The organism is Clostridium sulfidigenes (genome assembly GCF_000732635.1).
Lineage (GTDB): Bacteria > Bacillota > Clostridia > Clostridiales > Clostridiaceae > Clostridium_J > Clostridium_J sulfidigenes.
This window is the reverse complement of sequence record NZ_JPMD01000015.1, coordinates 19,006-45,792: the sequence shown is the minus strand read 5'-3', so window position 1 is coordinate 45,792 and position 26,787 is coordinate 19,006. Positions and strand designations below refer to the sequence as shown.

Genomic DNA, 26,787 nt, shown 5'->3' with positions numbered 1-26,787 from the left:
TGATTGATTTTAAGTATATTAGACACCTTACATCTACTGGAATGTCAACGATTTTTAGCAAAAACACAAAATTTATCTATATATTATCACCTAATTTAGCCGTCAAAACCCTTGAAACCCGCATGGCGACAACAACTATTTAAATAGTTAACATTTTAAAATTTTATCTATATAACTTTTTAAAATTTAGAATAGGAAACTATGTAGATAGTTTCCATATGCATATATTCTATATAATTTTATCTTATCCTTCAATAAATATAAATCCAAAAATAAATTTACATCCTTACACTAGAAATAAAAACATATAATTTATAATAAAAATCACTATAGCCTTACTTGACCATAGTGATTTAATTTTTTCATACATATAACTGTCTAAATTCAAATTCTATATTTACTTACATCTTTTTAATTCTTAATTAAACTAAGTATTTAAACCTATATTAAAATTTAGTAAAAACTCCTCGTCTCAAAGATAGCAATCCTATACTTATTATAAACCAAACTACAATAGCTATAATCACTATCATCGTTCTCTTTATACTCTTTTCATTCTTCATAATATCCCCCATTACTAAGCCTTTAAATAGTTTTTAATTATTGTTAATATACATATTATATATTTTTTCAAATATTCCTTTTATCCTGAAAAAATATATAATATTAACTATTTATCATAGCTATTAAATTTATCAAAACTATTTACTGGAATCTAGCTTTCTACTGAGATTTAATTTTCTTGTTATCATCTTTGCAATGGTTGATACATTAAGTGCCGTTATTGGAACATTGGTCCATAATGCAGGCTCAGTTTTAGTTATTTAAAATTTAATTATATAACTAGATTCACAATGCCCCAAATAATACTGTCTACTCCTTTTCTTGCCATGTCTAACGGGATATCTAAAAAATTAAATATTAGTAATGCAAATATAATTAATTGACCATATCTTTCATACTTCATAATCTTAAAGTATTTCTCCTCTGGTAATAGGGCTCCAATAATTTTGGAACCATCTAGTGGTGGAAATGGTATCAAATTAAACACGCCTAGTCCTATATTAATTATATAAGTATAGTTAAGAAGATTAAATATGAACAAAATCACATCTCCACCATAACCTCCTGTGATTTTTAGAATTATTTCTATGGCAAAAGCACATATAAGAGCTAATAAAAAGTTCATCGTAGGACCTGCTAATCCTACCAGTGCCATGCCCTTTCTTTTATCCTTATAATAATATGGGTTTACTTGTACAGGTTTTGCCCATCCGAATCGAAAGAATAAAAGGCATAGTGTTCCTACTGGATCTAAATGTGCCAATGGATTTAGGGAAAGACGTCCCGTTACCTTTGGTGTTGGGTCTCCTAGCTTATAAGACACATACCCATGGGCAAATTCATGAAGAGATACTGCAATAAGAATAGCCGGTATAAGATAAATCAGTTCTTTTATATTCATAATTACTTTGCTCCTTTTGAATTCCTATTTTACTACATATTGCTTCTTTATATAGTATATTATTATTTATTTGTTACGTTTTCAATAAGTAATTTATTATGTTCACATATTGGTAATAGTTATTTTATCATTATTACTATTAATTTATTACATTTATTTACATATAATTTTAAAAAGAAAAAATTCTTAGTTGCATGGCATTGCTATCCTATACTATAATAAGTAATGAAATTAAGTTTTTCTTAGATTTGGTAATTTTAAAAAGACTAATTATTTTATCTAAATCTTACGAAACTAAATATAAACAGAAAGATTAAAGGGTGTTTGATTATGGAATTTCAAAAGTGTATAGAAACAAGAAGAAGTATTCGTAACTTTAACTCAAAAGAAGTAAGTAATGATATTATAGAGGAGATAGTAAACGCTGCTGCTTATGCTCCGTCTTGGAAAAATTCTCAAGTAACTCGTTACTATGCAATTAAAGACGCTAAAGTAAAGGAAGCAATAATAGAAGCGATGCCTGACTTTAATAAACCTTCATGTAAAAGCGCTCCTGTTATTATAGTATCTAGTGTAGTTAAATTTAGATCTGGTTACACTCGTGATGGTGGCTTTGACTCTGCTAAGGGTGATGGTTGGCAAATGTATGATTGCGGATTATCTAACATGATTTTCTTATTAAAAGCTAAAGAACTAGGTCTAGGTACAGTTATTCTAGGTATCTTTGATGAAGCAAAGGTAACTGAAATTGTTGGAATCCCTGATACAGAGGAAATTGTTTCAATTATTCCGATTGGGTATTATGATGAAGAAGTAGCAATGCCAAAACGTAAATTTGCAGATACTATTTTAAAAGTAATAGAGTAATTATATGAAGGCTAACTCAAAATTTTGAGTTAGCCTTTTATTAAAATTATAAAATAATTAGTTTTAACTTGGATCAGGTATTCTACATAATCTTATTGGTCTGCTAGAACCATTATCTCCGCAACATACTTCTGTTACTCTTATTCTTACATCTTCTGTAACTCCCCTAATTTCTATTTCATAGGTATCTGGAATGTTACGGAAAATAACTTCCTTACATGAGCATGGTCCTACTGTTATACAAATAGTGCAAACCCTACTTCTATCATTGCATATATTTTTTCTGCGTATTTCTAATTCTACTGGGGTCCTAGAATTATTTCTTATATTAATAAATAAATTAGCTATTCTACATTCTCTTCTTACTCTATCAGTAGTTAAAGCAAACTTTCTTTTACAATTCATACACGCTATTATACAGTCTAGTTTACATTGAATTTCTCTATTTCTAGCTTCTAATCTACATATGGTCTCCTTAACATTTCTTTCTATAGCTCTAACTTCTCTTTTTATCTCTGCTAATCCATAATGTGGATTTGTAATAATATTATAAACATCTTCAATGTCTGGTTTTTTATGATGCCCCCTATCCAAAACATTCATTTCACAGTCAACACTTTCTCCTTTAATATTGGATTCCTTTGGTTCCTCCACTGGTAAATCACCTTGACTATCAGTCATTATATCAGAAGAATTTGTTATATCCTTTACTTCAATGTTTTCTATGCTATCATTTTCTATTATATATTCCATACCATCACTTTCTCCTCTCATATATGTGAAGTATGATAGTGCTGATTTAATAACTAGAGGAAGAGTTTTATCATAATGACCTACATTTATATATAAACTATCCCCCTCAATCTTAAATTCACTAGCTACTTCTATATTTATTTCACTATAACTTTGATAAGCACTAGATTTTAGAACTGATAACTTACATTCTTTTATATTAACTTCTGCATTTTTATCTCTATCTAATTTAATATTTTCTATGCCTTCAAAAGTCATATTAATAATTTCTGGATTTGTTCCTTGCTGAAGTATAAATTTATAATCTAGCTCCCCATTATTAAAGTCAAAACATAAATCTATACCGTGATAAATTCCTTTATACCTTATTTGTGAATAAGTAGGTACATCTATAACTTCTTCATCAGGTACATCAAAATCAAAATAATTTTTCTTTTCATCACCTTCACCTTCTCCTATGATTTCAACATCAGGTAATGAATTCTTAAGTAATATCTTAAAAAAATTAATAGTTTCCGTATTCTTAGTTTCCTTTAATTGCTCTTCATCGTAATTAAGTGTAGTTACACTATTAGTCTCTTTGAGCCCCATAATTATCTCATTTTTAAGAAACATTATAATATATCCATCATTAGTAACTGTATATTTTACATCTTTCTGATTCTGTCCATTATTAAATTCAAAGGGATAAATATTATTTGAATTTACTTTCTCATCCATATCATTTAACATTCTAAAACTCCTTTTTAATTCATTTAAAAGTTTATCATTATTAATGTATTCCAAAGTAAAATTATATGTGAAGCTAAATTCATAATTATAATAAATTTTTATTCAAAAAGAACTATAGGAAGGACATACATCCTTCCTATAGTTCTTTTAATTGTTTGTGTGTTGTAATCTAAGGTTAACTGTCTATTGTAACATATTAAAAAGTGATAATAATTTAACATGTTGGGGATATCAATAGACAAGGGATAACTTTAATATATCTACATTTTTCCTGCCTTTTCCACACAAGCCTTCATAGCTTCAATGACACTGCTACGTAAACCCTTTTCTTCTAAAACTCTTACCGCTTCTATAGTTGTACCTCCTGGAGAACATACCATATCCTTTAATTCTCCTGGATGTTTACCTGTTTCCATTACCATTTTAGCACTGCCATAAACTGCTTGAGCTGCAAATTTGTAAGCTTTGTCTCTTGGCATTCCTTGCATTACTGCTGCATCCGCCATGGCTTCTATAAACATAAATACATAAGCTGGTGAGCTTCCACTTACAGCCATCACGGCATCCATCATTCTTTCCTCTACAACTTCTGCTTTTCCAAAGCCACTTAAAATATTACATATATAATTTAATTCTTCTTCACTGACTAAAGCATTTTTACACACTCCAGTGATTCCTTCTCCTACAAGAGCTGGAGTATTTGGCATAGTTCTAACTATCTTCACAGCTCTTCCAAATTGACCTTGTAATTTTTCAAGACTTTGACCTGGTGCTATAGTTACTATGATAGTTTCATCCTTAATCACAGATGAAATTTCTTTAATTACATTATCATAATATTGAGGCTTTATAGATAAAACTACCACATGACTATTCATTGCTACTTCTTTATTATCAGCAGTAATATTTATGCCTAGCTCCTTATTTGTGTTAGCTAATCCTTCAGCATATGAATCAGAAGCAATAATTTCCTCTGCACTAAGAATCTTAGATGAAATAATTCCTCCGATCATAGCTTTTGCCATATTGCCACAACCAATAAATCCTAACTTCATTGCCATTTTAAAGACCCCTTTATATTTATATTTTTTTATAATATGCTCCACCTGGTATTCACTCGGTGGAGTAACTTCCACTAACTAAATCAAAGATTCTCTTTTTTAAAAGGACACTCCTTCTCACATACGTTTGAAGGAGTAACTTCCACTAACCAAATCATAGATTTGGAGTGTCAGTTAAATCGCTGTTCTGTTCTGTTTATTATTTCATCCTGAAGTTCTTTGCTTAGATTTCTGAAGTGGTCACTGTAACCCGCAACTCTTACTATTAAATCCTTGTAATCTTCAGGATGTTTTTGAGCTTCTATTAAAGTTTCTCTATCAATTACATTGAATTGAATATGATGTCCATCCATATTGAAGTAAGCTCTTACTAAGTTAGCCATGTGGTCTAGCCCTTCTTCTCCTGCTACTACACTTGGAGTGAATTTTTGGTTTAATAGAGTTCCTCCAGTTCTTAGATGATCCATCTTAGATGCTGATTTTATAACTGCTGTTGGTCCATTAGTATCTGCTCCCTTTTCAGGTGATATTCCTTCTGATACTGGTTTATGAGCAAGCCGCCCATTCGGACTAGCTATCATCACCTCTCCAAAGTAAACGTGACAAGTTGTAGGTAGCATATTGATTCTATAACATCCACCTTTAACATTTGGTCTACCAGTTATTATTTTATTATACGCATCAAATACTGATGTCATGATTTCATCAGCATAATCATCGTCATTACCGTATTTTGGAGTTTTATTTCTAACTAAATTTGCAATTATCTCATTGCCTTTAAAGTTATTTTCTATGGCTTCTATCAATTTTCCCATGGTAAATTTCTTTTTATCATAGACATTATATTTTATAGCAGCTAGAGAATCAGTAATAGTTCCTATACCAACCCCTTGTATATAGTTAGTATTGTAACGAGCTCCCCCTGCATTGTAGTCTTTTCCTTTTCTTATGCAATCATTAGTTATAATTGAAAGAAAAGGTGCAGGCATATAATCTGCATATATTTTTTCAATGATATTACTTCCTTCTATTTTTATATCTGCAAAATATTCTATTTGTTTTTTATAAGCATTAAATAACTCTTCATAGTTTTTAAAGTCCCTAGCATATCCTAATTCTAATCCTAGTTGCTTACCACTTACTTTATCATATCCATTAAATAATGTTAATTCTAATATCTTCGGTAGGTTAAAGTATCCTGTTAAAATATAAGCTTCATTTCCAAATGCTCCAGTTTCAACACATCCACTAGTGCCACCTCGTCTTGCATCCTCTATGGACTTACCTGCATTAAGAAGTTCTTGTACAATGGCCTCTGTATTATAAAAGGCAGGTTGACCCCATCCCTCTCTAGAGATTTCACAAGCTCTTTTAAGGAATCTCTTAGGGGTTTTCTTACTGATTTGTACATTTGAGCTTGGCTGAAGCAGCTGCATTTCATCCATGCAATCTAGGATTAAATAACTTATATCATTTACTCCATCTTGCCCTTCAGGTGTAATTCCACCAGTGTTAATGTTAGCAAAGTCAGTGTAGGTACCACTTTCCTTTAAGGTTACTCCTACCTTTGGAGGTGATGGTTGATTATTAAACTTAATCCATAGACATTCCAAAAGTTCCTTAGCCTTATCTTCATCTAAAAAACCTTCCTCTGCATCTCTTTCATAGAAAGGATTTAAGTGTTGGTCAAGTCTCCCTGGACTATATGCATCCCAAGGGTTTAATTCTGTAGTTACTCCTAAATGAACAAACCAATACATCTGTATTGCTTGCCAGTAAGTCCTTGGAGCATGGGCTGGTACTACTTCACAGTTCTCTGCAATTTGAAGCAGCTCCTTTTTTCTTCTCTCATCTGTTTCTCTGCTAGCTAGCTTTCTAGCATATTTAGCATATCTGTCTCCTAGAATCATAATAGCATCACAGCTAATACTCATAGCATTTAGTTGCTCTCTTTTAGAAAATGCTTCTTTGTCATTTAAAAAATCCAATTTACATATAGCTTCCTTAATTTCATTTTTATAATCTAAGAATCCTTTTTTGTATATATTTTCAGAGCCTACTGTATGCCCTGGACCTCTTTGCTCCATGAACTCAGTAAAAATTCCACTTTCATAACATGACTTCCACTTATCACTCATGGCATTTATAATTTTATTTCTAATAGATCTTTTTTTCCAGTAAGGAATAATTTCTTCCTCCTGAGTTATTAAATCCTCTTCATTTACTTTAAAGCAAATTAATTCTCTATCATTCATTATGTGCATATCTTCAAGGGTATGACAACATAGTTCTGGAAATGTTGGAGCTGCCTGTGGTCCATCTCCTTTTTCTCCAACTATAAGTTCCCCATCATTAATACATAAAGTTTTGTTCTCCATAAAATACTTAAATGCTAAAGCTCTCATTTCTGGAATTGATACAGAACCTTCATACTTCTTATAGGCCTCAGTCATTAGCTTAGCTCTCTCCATGTATATATGAGGAACAGTGTTTACACTTTGAGTCCTTAATTTTTTTATTCTTTCATTCATGCCTCTTTCCATGAATTAACCTCCTATTTTTATATTTATAAATCCAGCCTTTTCAAATTTCCCCTTTACAGTCTCCATTCTTTCCTTACTAGGTGCTTCAAAGTTAACTCCTTCATAGACCTTTTGAAGTCTTTCATATTTGCTCTTCCCTGTATTATGATAAGGAAGTAAATTTATCTTATGTACATTTATATTATTCTTTAAAAATTTTATTAATTCTTCTATAGATTCATCATCTGCATTAACCCCTTCTACCAAGGGTATCCTTATATTGATATTTGCTCCAGCTTCACTTAACTTTTTTAAGTTTTCAAGAATAAGATTATTAGACTTTCCTATATATTTTATATGCTTTTCATTATCCATAAGTTTTATATCATATAAAAAAGTATCTACATACTTAAGTATTCTATTATAATTTTCGTAGGGAGCTTGACCACAAGTATCAATGGCAATGTTATATCCCTTTTTCTTCAACTTTTTTAATAATTCTTCTATATAGTCCATGTTTTGAGTCATAACCTCTCCGCCAGATAATGTAATCCCTCCACTTGATTCCTCATAAAACATTCTATCTTTTTCTGCTTCCTTAACAAGCTGTGCTACTGTATATTCTTTCCCCACAATTTCACGAGCATTATTTACACAATAGTCAATACATTCCTTACAAAGATCACACTTGATTTTATCTGTAACAACGCATTTTTCTTCCTTTGAAATTGCCCTTTGAGGACAACTATCTATACATGCCATACACCCTGTACATTTTTCTTCATTGTACATAAGTTCTTCACTATAATTTTGACTTTCTGGATTATGACACCATAGACAAGATAGTGGACATCCCTTGAAAAAAATGGTGGTACGAATTCCATTCCCATCATGGATAGAATACTTTTGAATATTAATAATCTTTGGCAAGTTCAACATATCACCTCAACTCACATTGATAAATAAAATTTATACTCTTAAAAATAAATTCATACATATGAATTTATTTAATTATATTTTCACTTTAATTATAAAATTTATTATATCCAATGTCAAATAGTATATTTTCATAAATATGTTGTAAATCTATAAAACTTCATACATTTTTTTATTCTTACTATATCTTTAATTTGATAGACTAACTTTAATCAATTACAGCGGCAACTATTGTAACACATAATTCTTCACATGACTGTGTAAAAGTTTGCATTTGTAAAGAATTCTATATATAATGATATTTATACCTTATTATTTGTTTGAATACTAATTATTATATACATATAGTGATTTTGGAGGAATTTTAATGTCAAAGGAAAAAAAGATTGAAAAAGCAAATGCAAAAGCAAGAAAAAGATTAGAAAATGCCATGAATAATATTTATGTAAAGTTCACTTTATTTAAGGAAGTTCATGAAACTGCATATAAATTAAACCCTGAATATAAGTACTTCTGGGATAAACATCCTGCCGAAACTAAGCAAGATATATTAAAAAATCAAAAACCTATGGATATGAATCTAAGCAAGGGCAGAATTCCTGAAATGCAGTTCGGCTTTGGAACCTTAGGCTTTGGCTATGGAATAAAGAGATTATTCTCTAGTGAAAGGTTATCTTCAGAAGAAAAAATAGAAATTTCTGTTACTTGTGAAAAGTTTACTAATACTGTAAGAGCAGTAAATGAAACTCTTTGGAGAAAACCACCAAAAACTTTATAATTAGTTATATAAAAAGTGTGCAAAATCCTATGATTGTGCACACTTTTGTTATATTTAATTTATTTTTATTATCTCAATTTATATACCCTTTTATTACTCTCAATATCTTCCATAATAAGATTTTTATTCATCATAAATTCTATTAAAGTTCTTGTAAATTCTTTTTTGTCAGTGACTACAGCTTTTTTTCTGCTATAGAATTGGGAAGCTGTAACGCCTAAAACTTCTTGCTCTATTTCCGATTTTGTAATGAACTTTTGTATTTTTAACTTCTTAATTACTTTTTGGGCACCCTTGCTATATAAGATTTGTAAAAGATCCTTCTGTTGTGCACCTGATTTTTTTAGTCCCCATGCATATATAATAGCAGTAGCTACTGCAAATAATAAAATACCTATAATCGTCTGCATTCCATTTGGCATTATTAATTCTCCTTCCCTAGGTAAAGAATAAATTTATTCTCGTGAAGAATTTGAAAAAATTTTACTAACCGGTTTAGTAAGGGCTCTGCTTCTTTACCAAAGTGTTTCTTTACTTCTTCAGAAATACCAAATATTGTATTTTTACCATCAATATAATTCCATATAAAAGTCCCATAGGCATCTAGCTCTATATGGCTAACTTTAGGTTTGTGGAAGAATTTTTGAGCAATTCTATTATGAATTCCTTTATTAGGTATATCTACTACTACTAGTTTTTTTTCATTTACAGACCAAGTATACTCTTCATTTTTCTTTGGAATGTAATCTAAATAATTTTCCTTCTGTGCACTTTTTTCTTTATTTAACATGACTATTCACTTCCTATTAAATAATATCCGGCCTAGGTTTTCCCTAGGTCGGATAACTTATTTTTTATTTTTTATTTTAATAGACTATTGCAAGAAATAATTTCTATCTTCTAATCTTCTTTTTAGATGCACTGAATTTGAATATTGTGAATATTAAGAACAAGAAGAAGATTAAACCACCAATATTACCTAAACTTATAGTTTCTGAAATATTAATTACATCACCAAGAGTGGATGCTCCAATTGGGATAATTGCAAATACTGCAAGTAAAATACCTACTAATCCTTCACCAGCAATTAAACCTGAGGTATATAAAATACCATTCTCAACAACTTGACCTCTTTCTTCTTCTGAAACATTTTTCTTCTTATCAAAGTATAATCTTACTAATCCACCAGCCATAATTGGTGTACTTAAGTGAATTGGTAAATAAAGTCCTACAGCAAATGGTAATACTGGAATTCCTAGTATCTCAATTACAATTGCAATACCTGCACCTGCAAATACTAGTGCCCAAGGAAGATTTCCTTCCATAACACCTTCTACTACCATCTTCATTAATGTTGCCTGTGGCGCTGGTAATTCTGTAGAACCATACCCCCATGCCTTATTTAATAGGTATAACACTCCACCTATAGCTATGGCAGATACTAGCACTCCAATTAACTCGCCGATTTGTTGTTTTTTAGGTGTTGCACCAATGATATAACCAGTTTTTAAATCCTGTGATGTATCACCAGCAATAGCTGCTATAATACATATAATTGAACCAATTGCGATTGCAGCAGTCATACCCTCTTGTCCAATAGTTCCTGTAGCTTTTAAAATAATTGTTGCAAACAATAATGTTCCAATTGCCATTCCTGATACTGGGTTATTACTACTTCCTACTAATCCTACCATTCTAGAAGATACTGTGGCAAAGAAGAATCCAAATACTACAATTATAATTGCACCAACTAGATTTACAGGAATTACAGGTACTAGCCACATTAATATAATAATTATTAAGCAAGCTGCTAAAATACCTTTCATAGGTAAGTCTTGTTCTGTTCTAAGGTCACTAATAGTGTTACTTCTACCATAGCTCTTCATCGCTTGCCTAAATGTTTTCACAATTAATGGTAGTGACTTCACTAAGCTTAAAATACCACCCATTGCAACAGCACCTGCACCGATGTAACGGATATATTTGCTCCAAATTGTAAATGAATCCATAGCACTTATAGGATCTGCGCCTGGATATATAACTGCATCTCCACCAAATAAACTAATTAATGGCATTAATACAAACCATGCAACTATTCCACCAGATAACATGTATGCAGATATCTTAGGTCCACATATATAACCTACTCCTGCTAGTGCTGGAAGTACGTCTATACCTACTCCAGATCCCTTATAGCCTGTAAGTTCATAATGTACTTCACTTGGAAATAACTTTAATCCATCAGCAATAAATTTGTATAATGCAGCTATTCCAAGACCTGCAAATACTGTAGAAGATTTTGCTCCTCCCTGTTCACCAGCAAGTAGAACTTCTGCACAAGCAGTTCCTTCTGGATACGGGAGCACTCCATGTTCTTCAACAATAAGAGCTTTACGAAGTGGTACCATAAATAAAACACCGAGAATACCACCACAAAGTGCGATAATTCCAATTTCCAGCAAAGATGGTGCTTCTGTTCCCCATTCTGATGCCCACATAAATAATGCTGGTAATGTGAAAATAGCTCCAGCTGCAAGTGATTCACCAGCAGAACCAATTGTCTGAACTATGTTGTTTTCAAGAATGGAGTCTTTTCTTAGAATAACACGTATAACTCCCATTGAGATAACCGCTGCTGGAATTGAAGCTGATACTGTCATACCAACTCTAAGACCTAAGTAAGCATTGGCTCCACCGAAAAGTACTGCCAGTAAAATTCCTAAAATAATAGATGTTAATGTAAATTCGGGTACGACTTTTTCAGCAGAAATGAACGGTTTAAAACTGTCTTCTTTTTTCATCAAATTCCCTCCCTATTTATTCATCTTATTACATATTGTAGCACCCCTTGTTTTGTTTTACAATATGCTATATTACATTATATTATTTTTTATGAAACTTATAACTAATATACTATTTATAGTTAATATTTTTTATAAATTATTATTTACGTTAAATATTTAACTATAACAACTTTTATTTCTTGTATTGCTAAATCAAAAAAATAACTATCATATATAAAAAAAATACCCCCTAGGATAGACTATAATTAGCCTATCCTATGAGGTATATTTTAAAATTCTATAAAGTTTTACTATTTCATATTAAAAGTTAACTTGTATTAATAGCATTATTGCACTAAATGCTGCTATATATCCCATTAGAGGCATGATAAATTTTAACCACTTGTCATAAGTTACATCAACCATCTCTAATGTTGCAAGGATCAATCCTGTTGGAGTAATAAAGGAAATTAATCCTAATCCGTATACATAGGCTGAAATTATAACATCTCTTGAAAGTCCAACTGAATCTGCAAGAGGAGCCATAATTGGAATGGATAGAACAGCCAATCCTGATGAAGAAGGAATAAAGAATCCAAGTACTATAAATATTAAAAGCATTAGTACTATAAATATATTTCCATTCATACCTGCTATAGCGTTAGAGAAGAAGTTAAGTATAGTATCAGAAATCATACCATTTTCTAATACAAGGTTAATACTTCTAGCAACCCCTATAACTAATGCAACACTCATTAAATCAGCAGCTCCAGTTACGAATTGGTTTACAAACTCTTTCTCCCCTAATTTTGATAGGAATCCAATAATTATACCAGTTACTAAGAATAGAGCTGTCATTTCTGCGAACCACCAATCCAAAGAAGAAACTCCATAAATCATAACTACAAAGGTTAAAAGGAATATTAACAATATAATTTTGAATCTTAAAGTTAATTCTGGTGCTTCTCCTTGACTAGCAAATTTAGCTTCAATTTTTTCTTTGTCTGCAAATGTTAATGATTTACTTGGATCTGCTTTAACTTTCTTAGCATATCTTAAAATATATATTATAGTTATTAAAGTACCAAGAACAAAAGCAATAATTCTGAAGTTAAGTCCATTTGTAAAGCTTATTCCAGCAGCATTAGAACCTATAACTACTGAGAATGGGTTTACTGTTGAGAACATACTTCCTATAGAAGAACCCATGTATATTGCTGCAATACATACCATAACATCATAGTTTGCAGCTAAGAATACGGGAACCATTATTGGATACAGGGCTATTGTTTCCTCTGCCAGTCCAAAAGTAGTACCTCCAAGAGAAATCAAGAAAGTAATAAATACTATCAATATGTATTCTTTTCCTTTAGTTAATCTTGAAAGACTCGCAATCCCTGCATTAAATGCACCAATGTTATTTAATACTCCAATAACTCCACCTATAATAAATACAAATAAAATTATATCTATAGTATCATATACTCCGTTAATAGGTGATAGAATTATATCAATTATACCTTGTGGACTTTGTTCAACTTTTTCATAAGTACCTGGTATAGCTACTGGTTTATTAATACTACCATCTTCAAATTTAGAAATGTCACCAGTAACCTTAAGTTCATCTAAAGTTTCTTGAGTACCAGGCATTTCTTTTATATCTCCATTGGGAGCAGTAATCTCAAACACAGTGCTATCTGCATTATAAGATAACTTTGAATATGAACCAGCTGGTATCACATAAGTTAGCGCTGCTGCTAAAAGCAATACTATAATTAATACTGTAAAAGCAGTTGGAAATGATAATTTCCTTTTATTCTTTGCCATGTAAATCCCTCCAATAATTTAGTATTAGTGCTTGCCACATATAGTAGCTTAAATTATTTATATCTACTTTAAGCACATAGTTAATATTTTATTCATAAGCCAATAAAGATTTTTCATTAGTAACATGCTCTTAAATATACACACTTTTATGAAATAATGAGAAACATTCATATATTTTTGTATAATTATCCTATGAATTAAGAATTTTTATGCTTTAATTTAAGATTCTAGTCCTCATCGCTCTTTAAACGTTTTCAGACCTATGAAAAAATTTTTAGCCATTTCACGGCATAAATTCTATAATTTCCAGCATTCCATCTTATCAATTTTTTTATTTATTTCATAATAATTTTATATTGTATATTATACTCATAACTTTCTTTACACATATAAATAATAACTTGTCCTATGTACTTTAAGATTTTAGATATAAATCCAACAAATTTTGACTTTGAGAGTCAATATTTATCGATATTCTATAATTATATTACTATAAAATCACAAAAAAATAAAGTATCATATTCGCTCTTTTTCCCCTTTTTACCCCTTATTTCTTATTAATTCTCAGTATTACACCTGTATATTCACATTTGTGTTCATTTTATGTTCATTTGTATAAGTTTTGAATCTATATTATAAAAGTATTATTATTTTATATTCTAATTATTTTTTAAAAACAAATTGACATTAATTCCTAATGATAATATACTAAAAGTACAATACTACATTACTCATGTAATGTAGTCCCTGAAACAAAGGAGGTTTACCCTTGAAAATAGATGTAAATAGCCTAGTTCCTATATATGTTCAAATTGCAAATGCTATTGAAGATGATATTCTTAGTGGAACTTTAGAAGAAAGTGGTACTTGCTACTCTCAATTAGTAATCGCCAAAGAGCTTACAGTTAACCCTGCTACTGCAGCTAAGGGAATTAATTTATTAGTAGGAAGAGGTATTCTTGAAAAACAAAGAGGATTAGCTATGATTATAACTCCCAATGCAAAGAAAAAAATTATGAATAGAAGGAAAAATGAAACCTTCGAAAAACTGGTAAAAGATCTAGTCAATACAGCAAAAAAATTAGACTTATCTCAAGATTATGTACTTGAAACTATAAAAAAACACTATAAGGAGGATAAATAATATGACTTCTTGCATTATAGCTAGAAATCTTTTTAAAAGATATAAATCTAAGGTGGCTATAGATAATCTATCTGTAGAAATAAATGAAAATCAACTCATAGGTTTAATCGGTAGTAATGGCTCAGGAAAAACTACTTTTATGAAACTATGCGCAGGTCTAATTGAGAAAACTGAAGGAGAATTAATGGTTTTAGGCGAAGACCCCATGGATAATTTATCCGTATTAGAGGAAATTGTATATAGCTATCATAATATGTCCTATGAATCTAACTTATGTCTAGGTAGAATTGTTGAGTATTATAATATGATGTACCCTAACTTCGACCTTAAGTTTGCAGAAAACCTTTTAAAACATTTTAATCTTAAAATGAAAATTAAGTATAAAAATTTATCTCAAGGTATGAGAAGTTTATTTAACTTTATATGTGGTATTTCCTGTCGTGCCAAGGTTACCATGTTTGATGAACCAATTTTAGGCATGGATATTAAAACTCGTAAATCTGTTTATGATATCATACTACGAGATTATATAGAACATCCACGAACTATAATTATTTCTAGTCACATTTTATCGGAGTTGGAAAATATTCTTTCAGAACTAGTAATAATTAATAATGGGTCTTTAGTTTTATATGAAGCTATGGATACTATAAAGGAGTCTGCCTATAGAGTAGATGGAAATCCTGATAATTTAGTAAATTTCATTAAAGATAAAAAAGTACTATATAAAGATTTTAGTAACATAACCTCCTTTGCAATAATAGAAGGCTTAATTACAGAATCTTTAGAGATAGAGATATCAACTAACAATTTGAATATTTCAAGAATCAGTCCAGAAGAGCTATATATTTATCTGACTGAAAATAATTATAATGGAGGCATGGAGGAGTTATGGATAAAAGACAATTAAAAAATATTAATAATCTATATAAAATACGCTCAAAAGAGCATAAAAAGGCACTTTGGATAATTTATATACTACTTGCATCCTTTTTTTCAATTGATTTAATTGCAACTCTTATGGATATTTTCACTTATTCTAAAGATGTAACTACCTACAGTCTACAGACCTATACCACTAATGGTCTTTTCCTAGCAATTAGTATAAGCATCGGAACTTTATTGTGGTATAACTCCTTCAATAATCAACATCAAGCTTTTCCCCAGGATAATAAAACAAGATTTATGTCTTATGCTCTGTTTAACTACATTACTCTATTAAAAGTGTCAGTAACTTCTTTACTTTTATACCTAATTCAATATAACATTTGGGCATTAATTGGAAGTTTAAATTCTAATATATCTTTTGCTTATCCTATAAATTTACCTTTCTTAATCTCAGGTTTTATAGTTAATTTACTCTACGGCTCCATGTTAATTGCCCTGACTTTGTTAATCAATGTTTTGAGTAAAAAATTTCATATGTATTTCTATATTACTTTCATAATGTTTGTAGTGGCTGCATTCTTTAACAATGGAGCTCTGTTCATTGCTATTGGAAATCTTTTTAGCTTTTGGACTAAAGAACCTTCCCTTGGCATATTTGTTGTAAAGTGTACTATAACCCTAGGTATTTTACTTATTTCGACTGTAGTTATAAATAATACTATAGTATATTATAAAGCTGAGACTAAAAATACAACTAAATCTAGATTTATTTTATGTGGAATTGCCCTTTTCTGCTTTATCATTGTGATATCTTTAAGTGTTTTTACCCATAGTTATCCATACAATAGCACTAGTGAAATGGGATCTGATTCCATAGACTTTGTTAACGACAACCCCTTTAAAAATTTTGAAGAAAAAGAAATAGAAGTGGCTCTAACTAATCTTAACACTGATATCCCTATTGAAATAGTAACTCAATTTAATGAAGATGAAGAAAATATTTTTACTACTCGGTATAGCGACTCCTCAATAGAAGAAATTTATGAAAATATTATTGTAAAATACCATCTTCCCTGCAATGAAGTGGACTATATAAATCTTAATTATTTCAAAAACCCTATAGTTACAGCAAAACTTGAGGATAACAAACTATATATTAACTATACTTATGACGAAAACCAAAAGGTTATTCTTCTTAGCTCCTATGGTACAATGTCTCAATTTGATTGCTTTAAAGGGAAAACCCTCTTTAAAGGTAATCCAGGTCACATGACTGGTAGCAGTGATGGTAGTATAGAAATAATCTATCCTAAGGGTACAAAATTTAAAAACTAAAAAATTAAAGCCATCTAAAAGGAGTAATTTCTCCTTTCAGATGGCTTTATTATGTTATTTTAAAATCTGTTTTTTTATATAATCTAGAGTTATCTGTTCACCTTCACTTGCTAACTTATTAAGTAAAAGCTCTAATAATTCCCTACTGTCCTCATGAATAATTTGATAATCCTTACCCCTTTCATAATATATTAAAGCCGAATTATCTTTATACTTCTCTTTTTCATAATTCATACAAGCGCAAATTCTGTCAATAAACATTTCAACTACATAATTATTGGGCATTTTCATACCAACTATTCCATCTTGTATTTTCGTACCATAATCAATCCAATATTCTAAGTGATGCTTATTTCTTCCCTTATGATGAAGCCAAGCCTTAGAATATCCTTCCACCTTCTTTTGTATTCCATTAGGACTAACATCTCCTCTGTAATACTTTATTCCTGCTGAAAATTCTACCCAAGAGTACTTAGAAAGATCATGTAATATTCCTTGTTTATATAACCCCACCTTAAAGCAGTATTTCATAACTAATAACTTATGTTTTGTTATAGTCTTAAAGTGATTAATTGCGTTCATTGTATTTTCATCCCCTAAAAATTATGTTTTCTCTAGTCCTATATTAACATAATTTCCTTCTCAAATAAAAACATTGAATAATAAACTAATTTAATTTATAGATTTCTTTTACCTTATCGGGTAGTTCTTTTATTTCAACTTCTTCATAACTCTTTGTTTTTTCACCCTTAACATATACCTTTAAATATCTATCAACCTTTAGTATCTTTGACGTTATAAATGTAATTAATTTCTCATTTCCATCTTTATCATACCCATTTATTTTATACTCATACGTATTGTATCCTCCACTATTCTCACTTGTTATATCCTTATATTTACTGACAGTTTTAACGTAATACTTTGTTGAACCTAGATTAATTATACCGTTAGAACTTACTAACAATAAAACTCCACCTACTATTATTATACTTACAATAATTCCTATTAATTTTTTCATTTTATATCCTCCTATAGTTTCTTTTAAGTAAATTATATGTTTTTTATAACTAACTTCATATTTACATCTATTACATTAGTCTTTCATTATTGTAAGAATTCCATGAAAAGTTCTAACTTCTCTTTTAATTACAGATATAGCTTGTCGTTACATATTTTTTATATCAAACTTTACTTAATAATAAACAAAAAGAAGGATAATCCCATCATAAAGAGATTATCCTCACTTTAAATATACATATGTTCATTTTTTAATACTCCGTTATCCATGGATAAAATTCTATCAGCTACTATAGTTGCAAAAGTCATATCATGAGTAATAATTAAAACTGTCATGCCCTTTTCAATACTTAATTTTTTTATAAGATTCGCTACTTCTTCAGTGATGCTTGGATCTAGGGCAGAGGTTGGTTCATCAAAACATATAAGTTTTGGATTCATTGCAAGTGCCCTTCCTATGGCAACTCGCTGTTTTTGTCCCCCTGAAAGTTGAAATGGATAGCTATTTTCTTTATTTGCAAGTCCTAAAAAACCTAATATTTCTTTGGCTTTATTTTTAGCTTCTTCAATACCAACTCCCAATACTACCCTTGGAGCTTCTGTAATATTTTCCAAAACATTCATATGTGGGAATAAATTAAAATTTTGAAATACTAGCCCCACATCCATAGGTATTTCCAACTTTTCCTTTCTATGAGCCCCTTCTCCATCTTTGTATAAATACTTGTTGTTTATTATTATAGAACCCTTATCAGGTTTAGTTAATCCACTTATACACCTAAGAAGGGTTGTTTTTCCACCTCCAGAGGGTCCTACTATAACAGTAATTTCCCCTTCTTTTATTTCAAGGTTTACACCTTTTAAAACTTTACTATCACCAAAACTTTTTTCTAATCCAATTACTCTAAGCACAATATTCCTCCTCTATTGATAGTAACTATACCTTTTTTCTAATTTTTTAAATATTTCACCAAACAATGCAATTAAAAGTAAATATATCATTCCTACTATTAAAAGGGGCATAAGAGAAGCTTCTCTATTAGATGCTATTTTACCAACTTTTAGTAGTTCGTCTAATCCAACTACATACACTAAGGCAGTATCCTTTACAAGTGTAATAGTCTCATTTGCCAGAGCAGGAAGTATTCTCTTAATAGCTTGTGGAAGAATTATTTTAAAAAATATGTATTTTTGAGAAAAGCCAAGAACTTTAGCTCCTTCGTATTGTCCTTCCTCTATAGAAATTATTCCAGCCCTAAATATTTCTGCAAAATATGCTGCATAATTAAGAGTAAATGCTAATATAGCAGCGGGAAATCTGTTAAAGGTTATCCCTATAATAGGTAAACCAAAAAATATAAATACAACTTGTAGGAGTAGAGGGGTTCCTCTCATAATTAAAATGTACCCGCTTGTTATTTTGTTCAATATTTTATTTTTAGATAATCGTCCCTGCGCAACTAGTATTCCAAGAGGTATTGAAATTACAAGTGTTAATATAAATACCTCAATGGTTACTTTTAATCCTTGGAATACTTGTGGTAATAGGGTAATTAAATTATTCATATAAATACACTCCTATTTAATTATATCTTTTCCAAACCACTTTTCGGAAACTTTCTTAGCTGTACCATCTTTTTTTATATCCTCAAAGGCTTCATTAAGCTTCTCTAGCAATTTTTCATCACCTTTTCGTATACCAACACCATAAGATTCATCTCCAAAATCATCATTTAATATTTTATATTTACCTTCACCTTTTTTGTTTATATAATATCTTGCTAAAATCTCGTCAGCTACAACAGCATCTATTCTTTTTGCTTCTAAATCCATTAATGCTTCATTATTTGTTTCAAAGGTAAAAACCTTACCATCCTTAAAGGTTTTTAAAAGTTCCTCTTCCTTGTTTATTGCATCTACTGCACTAGACTGATTTTGTGCTCCAACATTCATACCTTTTAAATCAACTTTACTGTTTATTTTTGAATTCGCTAAAGTTATTATAACTTGTCTATTTTCCAGATAGGGATTTGTAAAATTCACCTTTTCTTTTCTTTCTTTGGTTATACTATAACCATTCCATATAAGATCTATTTTTCCTGAGTTAAGTTCTGATTCTTTCATAGACCAATCAATAGGCTGAAATGTTACTTGTTTACCTATTCTTTTTGATACTTCCTTAGCAAGATCAATATCAAAACCTACTATTTCTCCATTATTATCTTTAAATCCCATAGGAACAAAAGTATCATCAAAACCAATTATAAGTGTTTCCTTATCCATTGCATCCTGTGACTTATTGTTACATCCTGCTATTGATAATGCAATTACTGCAATAATTCCATAGATTATTACACTTCTTAATATTTTACTCATTTGCTTATCCCCCCACTTAATTATAATCTACTACTTTATTACTTTACCATGGTAGAGTAATAAAGTAAATACATTTCTTTTTTTATTGATATTTAATCCATATAAAAAAGCCATAAAACTAATTATGGCTTTTTAACACATATAATTTTAAAACAACTTGGCAGTATCCTTAGCTACTTTTATTCCTTGTTCAACTTTCCCTTCAACATCTGCTCCAACAACATCTAAACTTTCTACAGCAATAGTCTTCATATCTTGAATTCCAAAGAATCCTAGGATTGTTCTTAAATATCTATCCCCCATTTCATATGGTGCATCCCCATATTCTCCTCCTCTAGACACAATGTGTACAGCTTTTTTATCCTTTAAAAGTCCAACTGGCCCTTCTGCTGTGTACTTAAATGTTATTCCTGTAACACTTACATAATCTATATAAGCTTTTAAAATTGCAGGAATACTTAAATTCCACATTGGTGCTGCAATTACATATTTATCTGCTTCTGCAAATTGATATGCATATTTTAGAATTGGGTGCTTCCTACTTTCTTCATTTTTAGCTCCAAATATTTCTCCTAAATCCTCTGGTTTTAGAAAATCTATATTTTCTTTATATAGATCTAAAGTAATTATTTCATCATTAGGATTACTACTTTTATACTCCTCTATAAAACTATCCGATACCTTAAAAGTTCTTGATTCTCCATCCTTCTTAATATTTGCTTTAATGTATAATACTTTACTCATATCTTTCTCTCCTTTGTTATCTTGTATATATCATCACACAAGACATAATTTTATTTTTGTTCTTAAATTTTATATTGTAGTTATCATATATATAGTGCTTCTGTTTTATTCATTTCTATTACAATTAAATGTGAGTTTTCATTAGCTTTAATTTTAATGTTTTCTTCAACTATTTCTAAGGCATCTTGTTCATTTAAATGCACATTATTAATTTCTGAGTTACCTTCAATTTGTACTAAGTATACCTGTCTTCCTTTATTTACATTAAAGTATATCTCTTTATCCCTTTCTAAATAAGTTGTATACACATTTATATCTTGATGAACATTTATAGGTACATCCTTTAAAGTGCCAGATACCATATGGAGCCAATTGTTGGTTCTATCTTTCCAATTAAATCTATAATCTCCGTAATTAGGTTTATATCCTTTCTTATCAGGCATAATCCATATTTGAAGAATCCTTAAATCCTCATTGCTATGATTAAATTCACTGTGGTATACTCCTGTGCCAGCACTCATATATTGCATTTGACCTCTCTCTAAGCTTCCAATATTGCCCATACTGTCTCCATGAGTTAATTCTCCTCTTACAATGTAAGTTATAATCTCCATGTCATTATGAGGATGAGTGTCAAATCCTGAATTAGCCTTCATAACCTCATCATTTAGTACCCTAAGCACACCAAAATTAATATTTGTTGGTTTAAAATACTCTGCAAAAGAAAAATGAAAATTTCCTTTTAACCATCCGTAGTTACTTTTCCCCATGTTATTACTATCTATTCTCTTTAACATAACAACCTCCACTTTATCACTAATTAGTGATATATTTTTATAAAAACTCATTACAAGTTTTTAAATTTCTTTAATATACTTTTTAACATAATTTTTTCTTCATCCGTTAAAACACTAAAGATCCTACTAATATTTTTAATATGCTTTGGAAAAATGTCTTCAATAATTTTTTTCCCCCTATCTGTTATAGAGATTATAGCAACTCTCTTATCTTCTGGATCTATAATCTTTTTTACTAATCCTTCCTTCTCTAAATTTTTTATAACCACAGTTATATTACCAGAAGTAGTTAATATTTTTTCTATTAACTCATATATTTTTAAGTCTCCCTTATTGTATAAGGCCTCTAAAACTCCAAACTGAGCAACTGTAAGTCCAGTTTCCTTTATAGTTTGAAACTCCCTTTTATGAATTTCATGCTCCGCTCTAGTAAATACGACTAAAGTTGATAGGTCTAAGTTATTTTCTTTAATTAATTTCTTTATATCTTTCATAATCTAAATTTATCACTAATTAGTGATAATGTCAACAAATAAAAATATGATTTAAAAATTTATATTTTAAGTATAATAACCTTATCAATAATAGTAATATATATTAACTCATCATCAATCTTCTTCTAGTTTCTTCATCAACCTTCTCTAAAGCATACCTAAAAGCTACTCGTGGCATAATATTTTTATTCTTTAATAAATACTCATATACCTTATCCTTTTCAACCTGTGACAGCACTTTTAGCATCCAGCCATACCCTTTCAATACGAGATGATGTTCATCTTTCATAAGCATATCTGAAATTATGTAAGGATTGATTCCATGATACTTATCTTTTTTAATAGGATAAATTAAGATAACAGCAGCTGCACGTCTCACAAAAAAGCTTGGATGATTTGTCCAAATTATCACATATTTAAATAGTTCATTATTTTGACTTAATAATTCTCCAAAGGCATGTGTGCAAAAATCATCACAATCTCCCCAGCCTGTAACATACTTCTTTAACCAACTTTCAAATACAAAAAATGTGTCATTATTATACTGATTCCTAACTCTATAAGCCCAATCGTATGCAATAACCCCTAATTCCCATTTATGTTCATCAAGTAATTGTTCACATATATTAAAAATATTATCAATACTTTTATCTTCTATAGTTTTATATAGCTTTGATGAAAACGCTCTAACTTTACTTGTAGTTAGACCATTTTCTTTTGATAACCCTTTAAAATAATGCTTTGCTATTAAGATAATATCATTCACTTGTATCACTACTTTCATATAAAATAAATTCTCTCGTCCCAGTCTCATTCCTTTATTTTATTGTATAGGATATTAATACCATATTCAAATATAAATATATTAACATAAAAAACTAGTAGCTTCAGCACAAATGAAGCTACTAGTTTTTTTGACTTAGTGGAAGTTTTTATCCATAATAACCATTAATGGACTATGGATAATCTGTTTATCTATAAGAAGTTTTTAAAGCTTCTTTTAGTATCCTAGGATTCTTTTTATATGGAGTTACAGGACATATTTTCTTATTCTTCACTTTGAATAAAGTATATACTGCAATTCTTGCTGCACGTACTGAATACTCTTCAGTAAATACCATGTCCTCTGGTATTTCAACGAATTGACTAATCATAGCAAAGTTAGTTGATCCTTCTGGTACAACCTTTGGTCGATCAGACATCTTACGAGGTTGGAATTGAGAATCTATATAAGGCATCATGCATGGAATAACATTCACCACATCTTCCATAATTTCATCTATCTGATCTTCTAAATGTAAATGATGTAAAAGTTCTATTAACATTTCTTCACCAGTACAGTCTCGCATTGGTTTCTTTACATAATCTCCAACTTTATCTGTATATAACCCATAGCCCCAGAAAATAGTTGTATCCATTGTTTGAGCTTTAAAGTGTGGTTGAGCTGCAACTACAATACTCATTAACCAATTAGAATCTTTAAAAGTCATCAAAGCACCGCTACCTGGAATATTAGTAGAAATCTGCTCTATTAATTTTAATAGTTTATTTCCTTTACAAGTTACAGTGAAGCTTTCCCAGTTAGTTTCATCTGGATGATTAAAGAAAGGATCCGGATTACCAAGTCCTGGTTTTTTATTAGCAACTTTTCTCCAAAGCTCACCTGAGATTGGAGCACTAGGGTCAAAAGCTGCCGGTGTATGAAGATCGCCTAAAGTTGCACTATCAGTCATACAACCATTAGTCATGATACAAACATCACCTTCATTTAGTTCAATAACTCTTTCTCCATTTCCATCTTCTACATGAATAGCTGTTACTGTAATTTCATTACTTGGTCTAAAATCTAAATCTGTTACCGTTGCATTTATACTAAAATCAACTCCATGTTCATCTAGATATGCCTTTATTGGTAAAATCACAGATTCATATTGGTTATATGGTGTACGAGTAACTCCTTCTAGTGTTTCTATACGAGAGAATTCAAAAATCATACGATTCATATAACGCTTTAATTCAAACAGACTAGACCATTTTTGGAAAGCAAAGGTTGTTTGCCACATATACCAGAAGTTAGTCTCAAAGAAATGAGGGGTATGACTAAACCATTGCTCTATAGTCATATCATCTAAACTTTCTTCTGGAGTAATCATTAATTTACCGAGAGCCATACGATCTTCATTGTTGAATCCCATGCTTTTTACATCTTGAATTACACCATACTTATCTACTAAACGAGCTTGAGCATGAGTTGGATGTAAATGGTCAAAGTTAAGTATTTCTTCTGTAACACTTTTACCTACCATATCTAAAGATGGAATACTTGAAAATAGTTCCCAAAAATTTTCATAAGTTTCTTCATTTAGCATTCTACCACCACGACATAGGAAACCATTTTGTACATCTCCAGCACCATCATTGCTACCACCAAGAATTTGCATTCCCTCTATAATATGAATGTTTTCGCCTTTAAAATTACAGTCTCGTACAAGATAAGCTGCTCCTGCTAAAGAAGCTAAACCTCCTCCAACAAAGTAAACTTGTTTTCCTGAATGATCTATATATTCAATTTCCGTCTCTTGACTTTGTGATTTGTTCTTAAGTTTTTTAGCTCCTAAAGTAGCTATTGTTGCTGCCCCTGCTATAGCTCCTATAGCCACTAAAGGATTTATGCTACTTTTATTTGATTTTTTACTCATAATAATTACCTCAACTTTCTAGTTAAATTAATTAATGAAGATTGCTTATTTATTATTATAGTTTAATACAATTAAAATGTAATTATACAGATTTACTTATTTGTCTAAAAAAGTATTAAGAAATTTGAAATAATAAATGTACATTTCATAAACTCATAATTTTTTAAGAACAATAATAGGCTTTCATTAACTTTAGATTAACTTCCATCAAATTTACTGGTATAATTTATTTAATATGTAATATATTATTTATGTTTTTAGGAGGATTTAATTTTGAGTAAATCTGTTTATAAATTTAAACCAGGCTCTCCTTGGAAAATTGGTGTTACCGAAAGCTGGCTTAATTCCATGGCTAAAAGAGGACTTTTCATAGAAAAAATGGGGAAGTATTTCGCTAAATTTAATAAAGATGAATCTAGGGATATGTACTATAGAATAGAAATGTCTAAGGAAAAGGATGAATTGAGCGAAAAACAAATTAGAATGTATAAAGCTCGTGGATGGAAATATGTTACAAACTATAACAATTTTCATATTTTCTCATCACCCTATGAATTTAATACCACAGAGGTTCATATTATCCCCGAAGAATATGCACAGCTATTAAAACCCTTTTATAAAAAAGCTTTAACACAACTTCTTATTTCTTTTGCAATTTTATTTGCATTTTATGCTGTTATCCCTATGTTTATTGCTAAAAGATACATTAGTGTTTTAGTAAATATGAGTTATCTAGAACTTCTCTCCCAATTAATAATTATTTTAACCTTTATTAATGGATTGTTTGAAATTATATATATAGGCAAACTTAGAAAGTGCCTTTTACAAGGAACCTCCGTGGATCATAATGCACCTTGGAAGTTTAATTATATAGTATCTATTTTTATTAGTTCTTGTCTAATTCTACTTTCAATAACTTTAGTAGCTTTAACCTTCACATCATTGTTTACAGGTTATGATGATGAAAAAACTATTCCTGATGACACCACTTCCATGGCAATTATAAGACTAAAGGAAATAGAAAACTCAGAAACCTTAGAAGAAACTCCAATTTCCACTTCTGAGGAAGTTAATTATGAGCGTCGCTACAATTTGAAGAAAACCTTTTTTGCTCCATTAAAGTATACTAGTTTTGAATTGGGGGCTATAATGACTAATCCAACTACAACCTATTTAAAATCTCATGATGCTATACTAAATAATGAAGTATATCAAGTAAGATTTAAATCCATGTCCCAAAAACTACTCTTAGAATTATGGAAGGATGGTGAGGACTCAAGAACAGATGATACTACGCCTCCTATTTTACATGATGATGAGCTAGATCTTTTAATTGTTCAAGAAACAAGTGATGGATACGAAATCTATGCTTGTAAAGGAAAAGGTGTTATGCGTGTGATATATACTGGTAAAGAAAATGTAAATAAGATAATACCATTGATAAAACAAAAGATTTCTTTAATATCAGAATAGAATTATTATTATATTTTATGTAGAATTTATATAATTAAAAATATTATGTTCATATGTTTTTTAGCTTTTTTATATAAAATCAAAGTTTTTAAA

At 30.0% G+C, this 26,787-nt stretch carries 25 protein-coding genes; 6 read left to right on the top strand and 19 right to left on the bottom strand.

Going from position 1 to position 26,787, the window contains the following annotated elements:
• Nucleotides 1–835: 835 nt before the first annotated feature.
• Complete coding sequence (locus IO99_RS06835) at nucleotides 836–1,465, bottom strand: site-2 protease family protein (RefSeq protein ID WP_035131698.1); 630 nt, start codon at nucleotides 1,463–1,465, stop codon at nucleotides 836–838.
• A 330-nt stretch (nucleotides 1,466–1,795) separates the two neighbouring features.
• Here IO99_RS06835 and IO99_RS06830 point away from each other — a divergent pair, with 330 nt between their 5' ends.
• Nucleotides 1,796–2,332 carry a nitroreductase family protein gene (locus tag IO99_RS06830; protein WP_035131689.1) on the top strand — a complete coding sequence of 179 codons (537 nt, stop codon included), beginning with the start codon at nucleotides 1,796–1,798 and terminating at the stop codon, nucleotides 2,330–2,332.
• 63 nt (nucleotides 2,333–2,395) lie between these two features.
• Here IO99_RS06830 and IO99_RS06825 read toward each other — a convergent pair whose 3' ends face one another.
• From IO99_RS06825 to IO99_RS06810, 4 genes are all read right to left on the bottom strand, one after another.
• On the bottom strand, nucleotides 2,396–3,817 hold the full coding sequence (locus IO99_RS06825; RefSeq protein WP_035131687.1) for a DUF7948 domain-containing protein: 1,422 nt from the start codon (nucleotides 3,815–3,817) through the stop codon (nucleotides 2,396–2,398).
• A gap of 260 nt (nucleotides 3,818–4,077) precedes the next feature.
• Nucleotides 4,078–4,878 carry a pyrroline-5-carboxylate reductase gene (proC, locus tag IO99_RS06820; RefSeq protein WP_035131685.1) on the bottom strand — a complete coding sequence of 267 codons (801 nt, stop codon included), beginning with the start codon at nucleotides 4,876–4,878 and terminating at the stop codon, nucleotides 4,078–4,080.
• 170 nt (nucleotides 4,879–5,048) lie between these two features.
• On the bottom strand, nucleotides 5,049–7,421 hold the full coding sequence (hypD, locus tag IO99_RS06815; RefSeq protein WP_035131683.1) for a trans-4-hydroxy-L-proline dehydratase: 2,373 nt from the start codon (nucleotides 7,419–7,421) through the stop codon (nucleotides 5,049–5,051).
• A gap of 3 nt (nucleotides 7,422–7,424) precedes the next feature.
• Nucleotides 7,425–8,336, bottom strand: coding sequence for a trans-4-hydroxy-L-proline dehydratase activase (locus tag IO99_RS06810; RefSeq protein WP_156964313.1), 912 nt, complete (start codon nucleotides 8,334–8,336; stop codon nucleotides 7,425–7,427).
• A 367-nt stretch (nucleotides 8,337–8,703) separates the two neighbouring features.
• Between IO99_RS06810 and IO99_RS06805 the strand changes: the two genes are divergently transcribed.
• Nucleotides 8,704–9,114: a hypothetical protein gene (locus IO99_RS06805; RefSeq protein WP_035131679.1), complete on the top strand. Its 411-nt coding sequence runs from the start codon at nucleotides 8,704–8,706 to the stop codon at nucleotides 9,112–9,114.
• 68 nt (nucleotides 9,115–9,182) lie between these two features.
• On the opposite strand, the gene IO99_RS06800 is transcribed toward IO99_RS06805, so the two are convergent.
• The 4 genes from IO99_RS06800 to IO99_RS06785 form a co-directional block, all read right to left on the bottom strand.
• Entirely contained in the window at nucleotides 9,183–9,536 is a 354-nt protein-coding gene (locus IO99_RS06800) for a hypothetical protein (RefSeq protein WP_051823975.1), read from the bottom strand.
• A 2-nt stretch (nucleotides 9,537–9,538) separates the two neighbouring features.
• Complete coding sequence (locus tag IO99_RS06795; RefSeq protein WP_035131677.1) at nucleotides 9,539–9,904, bottom strand: PqqD family protein; 366 nt, start codon at nucleotides 9,902–9,904, stop codon at nucleotides 9,539–9,541.
• A 103-nt stretch (nucleotides 9,905–10,007) separates the two neighbouring features.
• Entirely contained in the window at nucleotides 10,008–11,915 is a 1,908-nt protein-coding gene (locus IO99_RS06790) for an OPT family oligopeptide transporter (protein ID WP_035131675.1), read from the bottom strand.
• A gap of 303 nt (nucleotides 11,916–12,218) precedes the next feature.
• A complete protein-coding gene (locus IO99_RS06785; protein ID WP_035131673.1) occupies nucleotides 12,219–13,724 on the bottom strand; it encodes a YfcC family protein in 1,506 nt (501 codons plus the stop codon).
• A 769-nt stretch (nucleotides 13,725–14,493) separates the two neighbouring features.
• Between IO99_RS06785 and IO99_RS06780 the strand changes: the two genes are divergently transcribed.
• The 3 genes from IO99_RS06780 to IO99_RS06770 are packed head-to-tail and all read left to right on the top strand — an operon-like array spanning nucleotide 14,494 to nucleotide 17,091.
• Complete coding sequence (locus tag IO99_RS06780; RefSeq protein ID WP_035131671.1) at nucleotides 14,494–14,868, top strand: GntR family transcriptional regulator; 375 nt, start codon at nucleotides 14,494–14,496, stop codon at nucleotides 14,866–14,868.
• 1 nt (nucleotide 14,869) lies between these two features.
• Nucleotides 14,870–15,778, top strand: a complete 909-nt coding sequence (locus IO99_RS06775; RefSeq protein ID WP_035131669.1) for an ATP-binding cassette domain-containing protein — start codon at nucleotides 14,870–14,872, stop codon at nucleotides 15,776–15,778.
• Nucleotides 15,760–17,091 carry a hypothetical protein gene (locus tag IO99_RS06770; RefSeq protein WP_035131667.1) on the top strand — a complete coding sequence of 444 codons (1,332 nt, stop codon included), beginning with the start codon at nucleotides 15,760–15,762 and terminating at the stop codon, nucleotides 17,089–17,091. The genes IO99_RS06775 and IO99_RS06770 overlap by 19 nt, the downstream gene beginning before the upstream one ends.
• Before the next feature lie 54 nt (nucleotides 17,092–17,145).
• On the opposite strand, the gene IO99_RS06765 is transcribed toward IO99_RS06770, so the two are convergent.
• The 10 genes from IO99_RS06765 to IO99_RS06720 form a co-directional block, all read right to left on the bottom strand.
• Nucleotides 17,146–17,673, bottom strand: coding sequence for a DUF5662 family protein (locus IO99_RS06765; RefSeq protein ID WP_035131665.1), 528 nt, complete (start codon nucleotides 17,671–17,673; stop codon nucleotides 17,146–17,148).
• A gap of 85 nt (nucleotides 17,674–17,758) precedes the next feature.
• Nucleotides 17,759–18,112, bottom strand: coding sequence for a YxeA family protein (locus IO99_RS06760; protein WP_035131663.1), 354 nt, complete (start codon nucleotides 18,110–18,112; stop codon nucleotides 17,759–17,761).
• A 227-nt stretch (nucleotides 18,113–18,339) separates the two neighbouring features.
• Nucleotides 18,340–19,023: an amino acid ABC transporter ATP-binding protein gene (locus IO99_RS06755; protein WP_035131661.1), complete on the bottom strand. Its 684-nt coding sequence runs from the start codon at nucleotides 19,021–19,023 to the stop codon at nucleotides 18,340–18,342.
• A 12-nt stretch (nucleotides 19,024–19,035) separates the two neighbouring features.
• Complete coding sequence (locus IO99_RS06750; RefSeq protein WP_035131659.1) at nucleotides 19,036–19,677, bottom strand: amino acid ABC transporter permease; 642 nt, start codon at nucleotides 19,675–19,677, stop codon at nucleotides 19,036–19,038.
• A gap of 12 nt (nucleotides 19,678–19,689) precedes the next feature.
• On the bottom strand, nucleotides 19,690–20,487 hold the full coding sequence (locus IO99_RS06745) for an amino acid ABC transporter substrate-binding protein (protein ID WP_035131657.1): 798 nt from the start codon (nucleotides 20,485–20,487) through the stop codon (nucleotides 19,690–19,692).
• 147 nt (nucleotides 20,488–20,634) lie between these two features.
• On the bottom strand, nucleotides 20,635–21,231 hold the full coding sequence (locus IO99_RS06740) for an NAD(P)H-dependent oxidoreductase (RefSeq protein WP_035131655.1): 597 nt from the start codon (nucleotides 21,229–21,231) through the stop codon (nucleotides 20,635–20,637).
• An 83-nt stretch (nucleotides 21,232–21,314) separates the two neighbouring features.
• The gene (locus IO99_RS06735) at nucleotides 21,315–22,028 is read right to left on the bottom strand and encodes a pirin family protein (protein ID WP_035131653.1); all 714 of its coding nucleotides are present in this window, start codon (nucleotides 22,026–22,028) and stop codon (nucleotides 21,315–21,317) included.
• A gap of 50 nt (nucleotides 22,029–22,078) precedes the next feature.
• Nucleotides 22,079–22,522, bottom strand: coding sequence for a MarR family winged helix-turn-helix transcriptional regulator (locus tag IO99_RS06730; protein ID WP_035131651.1), 444 nt, complete (start codon nucleotides 22,520–22,522; stop codon nucleotides 22,079–22,081).
• A gap of 103 nt (nucleotides 22,523–22,625) precedes the next feature.
• Nucleotides 22,626–23,306 carry a DNA alkylation repair protein gene (locus IO99_RS06725; RefSeq protein WP_084178107.1) on the bottom strand — a complete coding sequence of 227 codons (681 nt, stop codon included), beginning with the start codon at nucleotides 23,304–23,306 and terminating at the stop codon, nucleotides 22,626–22,628.
• 187 nt (nucleotides 23,307–23,493) lie between these two features.
• The gene (locus IO99_RS06720) at nucleotides 23,494–25,221 is read right to left on the bottom strand and encodes an oleate hydratase (RefSeq protein ID WP_035131649.1); all 1,728 of its coding nucleotides are present in this window, start codon (nucleotides 25,219–25,221) and stop codon (nucleotides 23,494–23,496) included.
• A gap of 273 nt (nucleotides 25,222–25,494) precedes the next feature.
• On the opposite strand from IO99_RS06720, the gene IO99_RS06715 reads away from it, so the two are divergent.
• A complete protein-coding gene (locus IO99_RS06715; protein WP_035131647.1) occupies nucleotides 25,495–26,694 on the top strand; it encodes a DUF2812 domain-containing protein in 1,200 nt (399 codons plus the stop codon).
• Nucleotides 26,695–26,787: the final 93 nt, after the last annotated feature.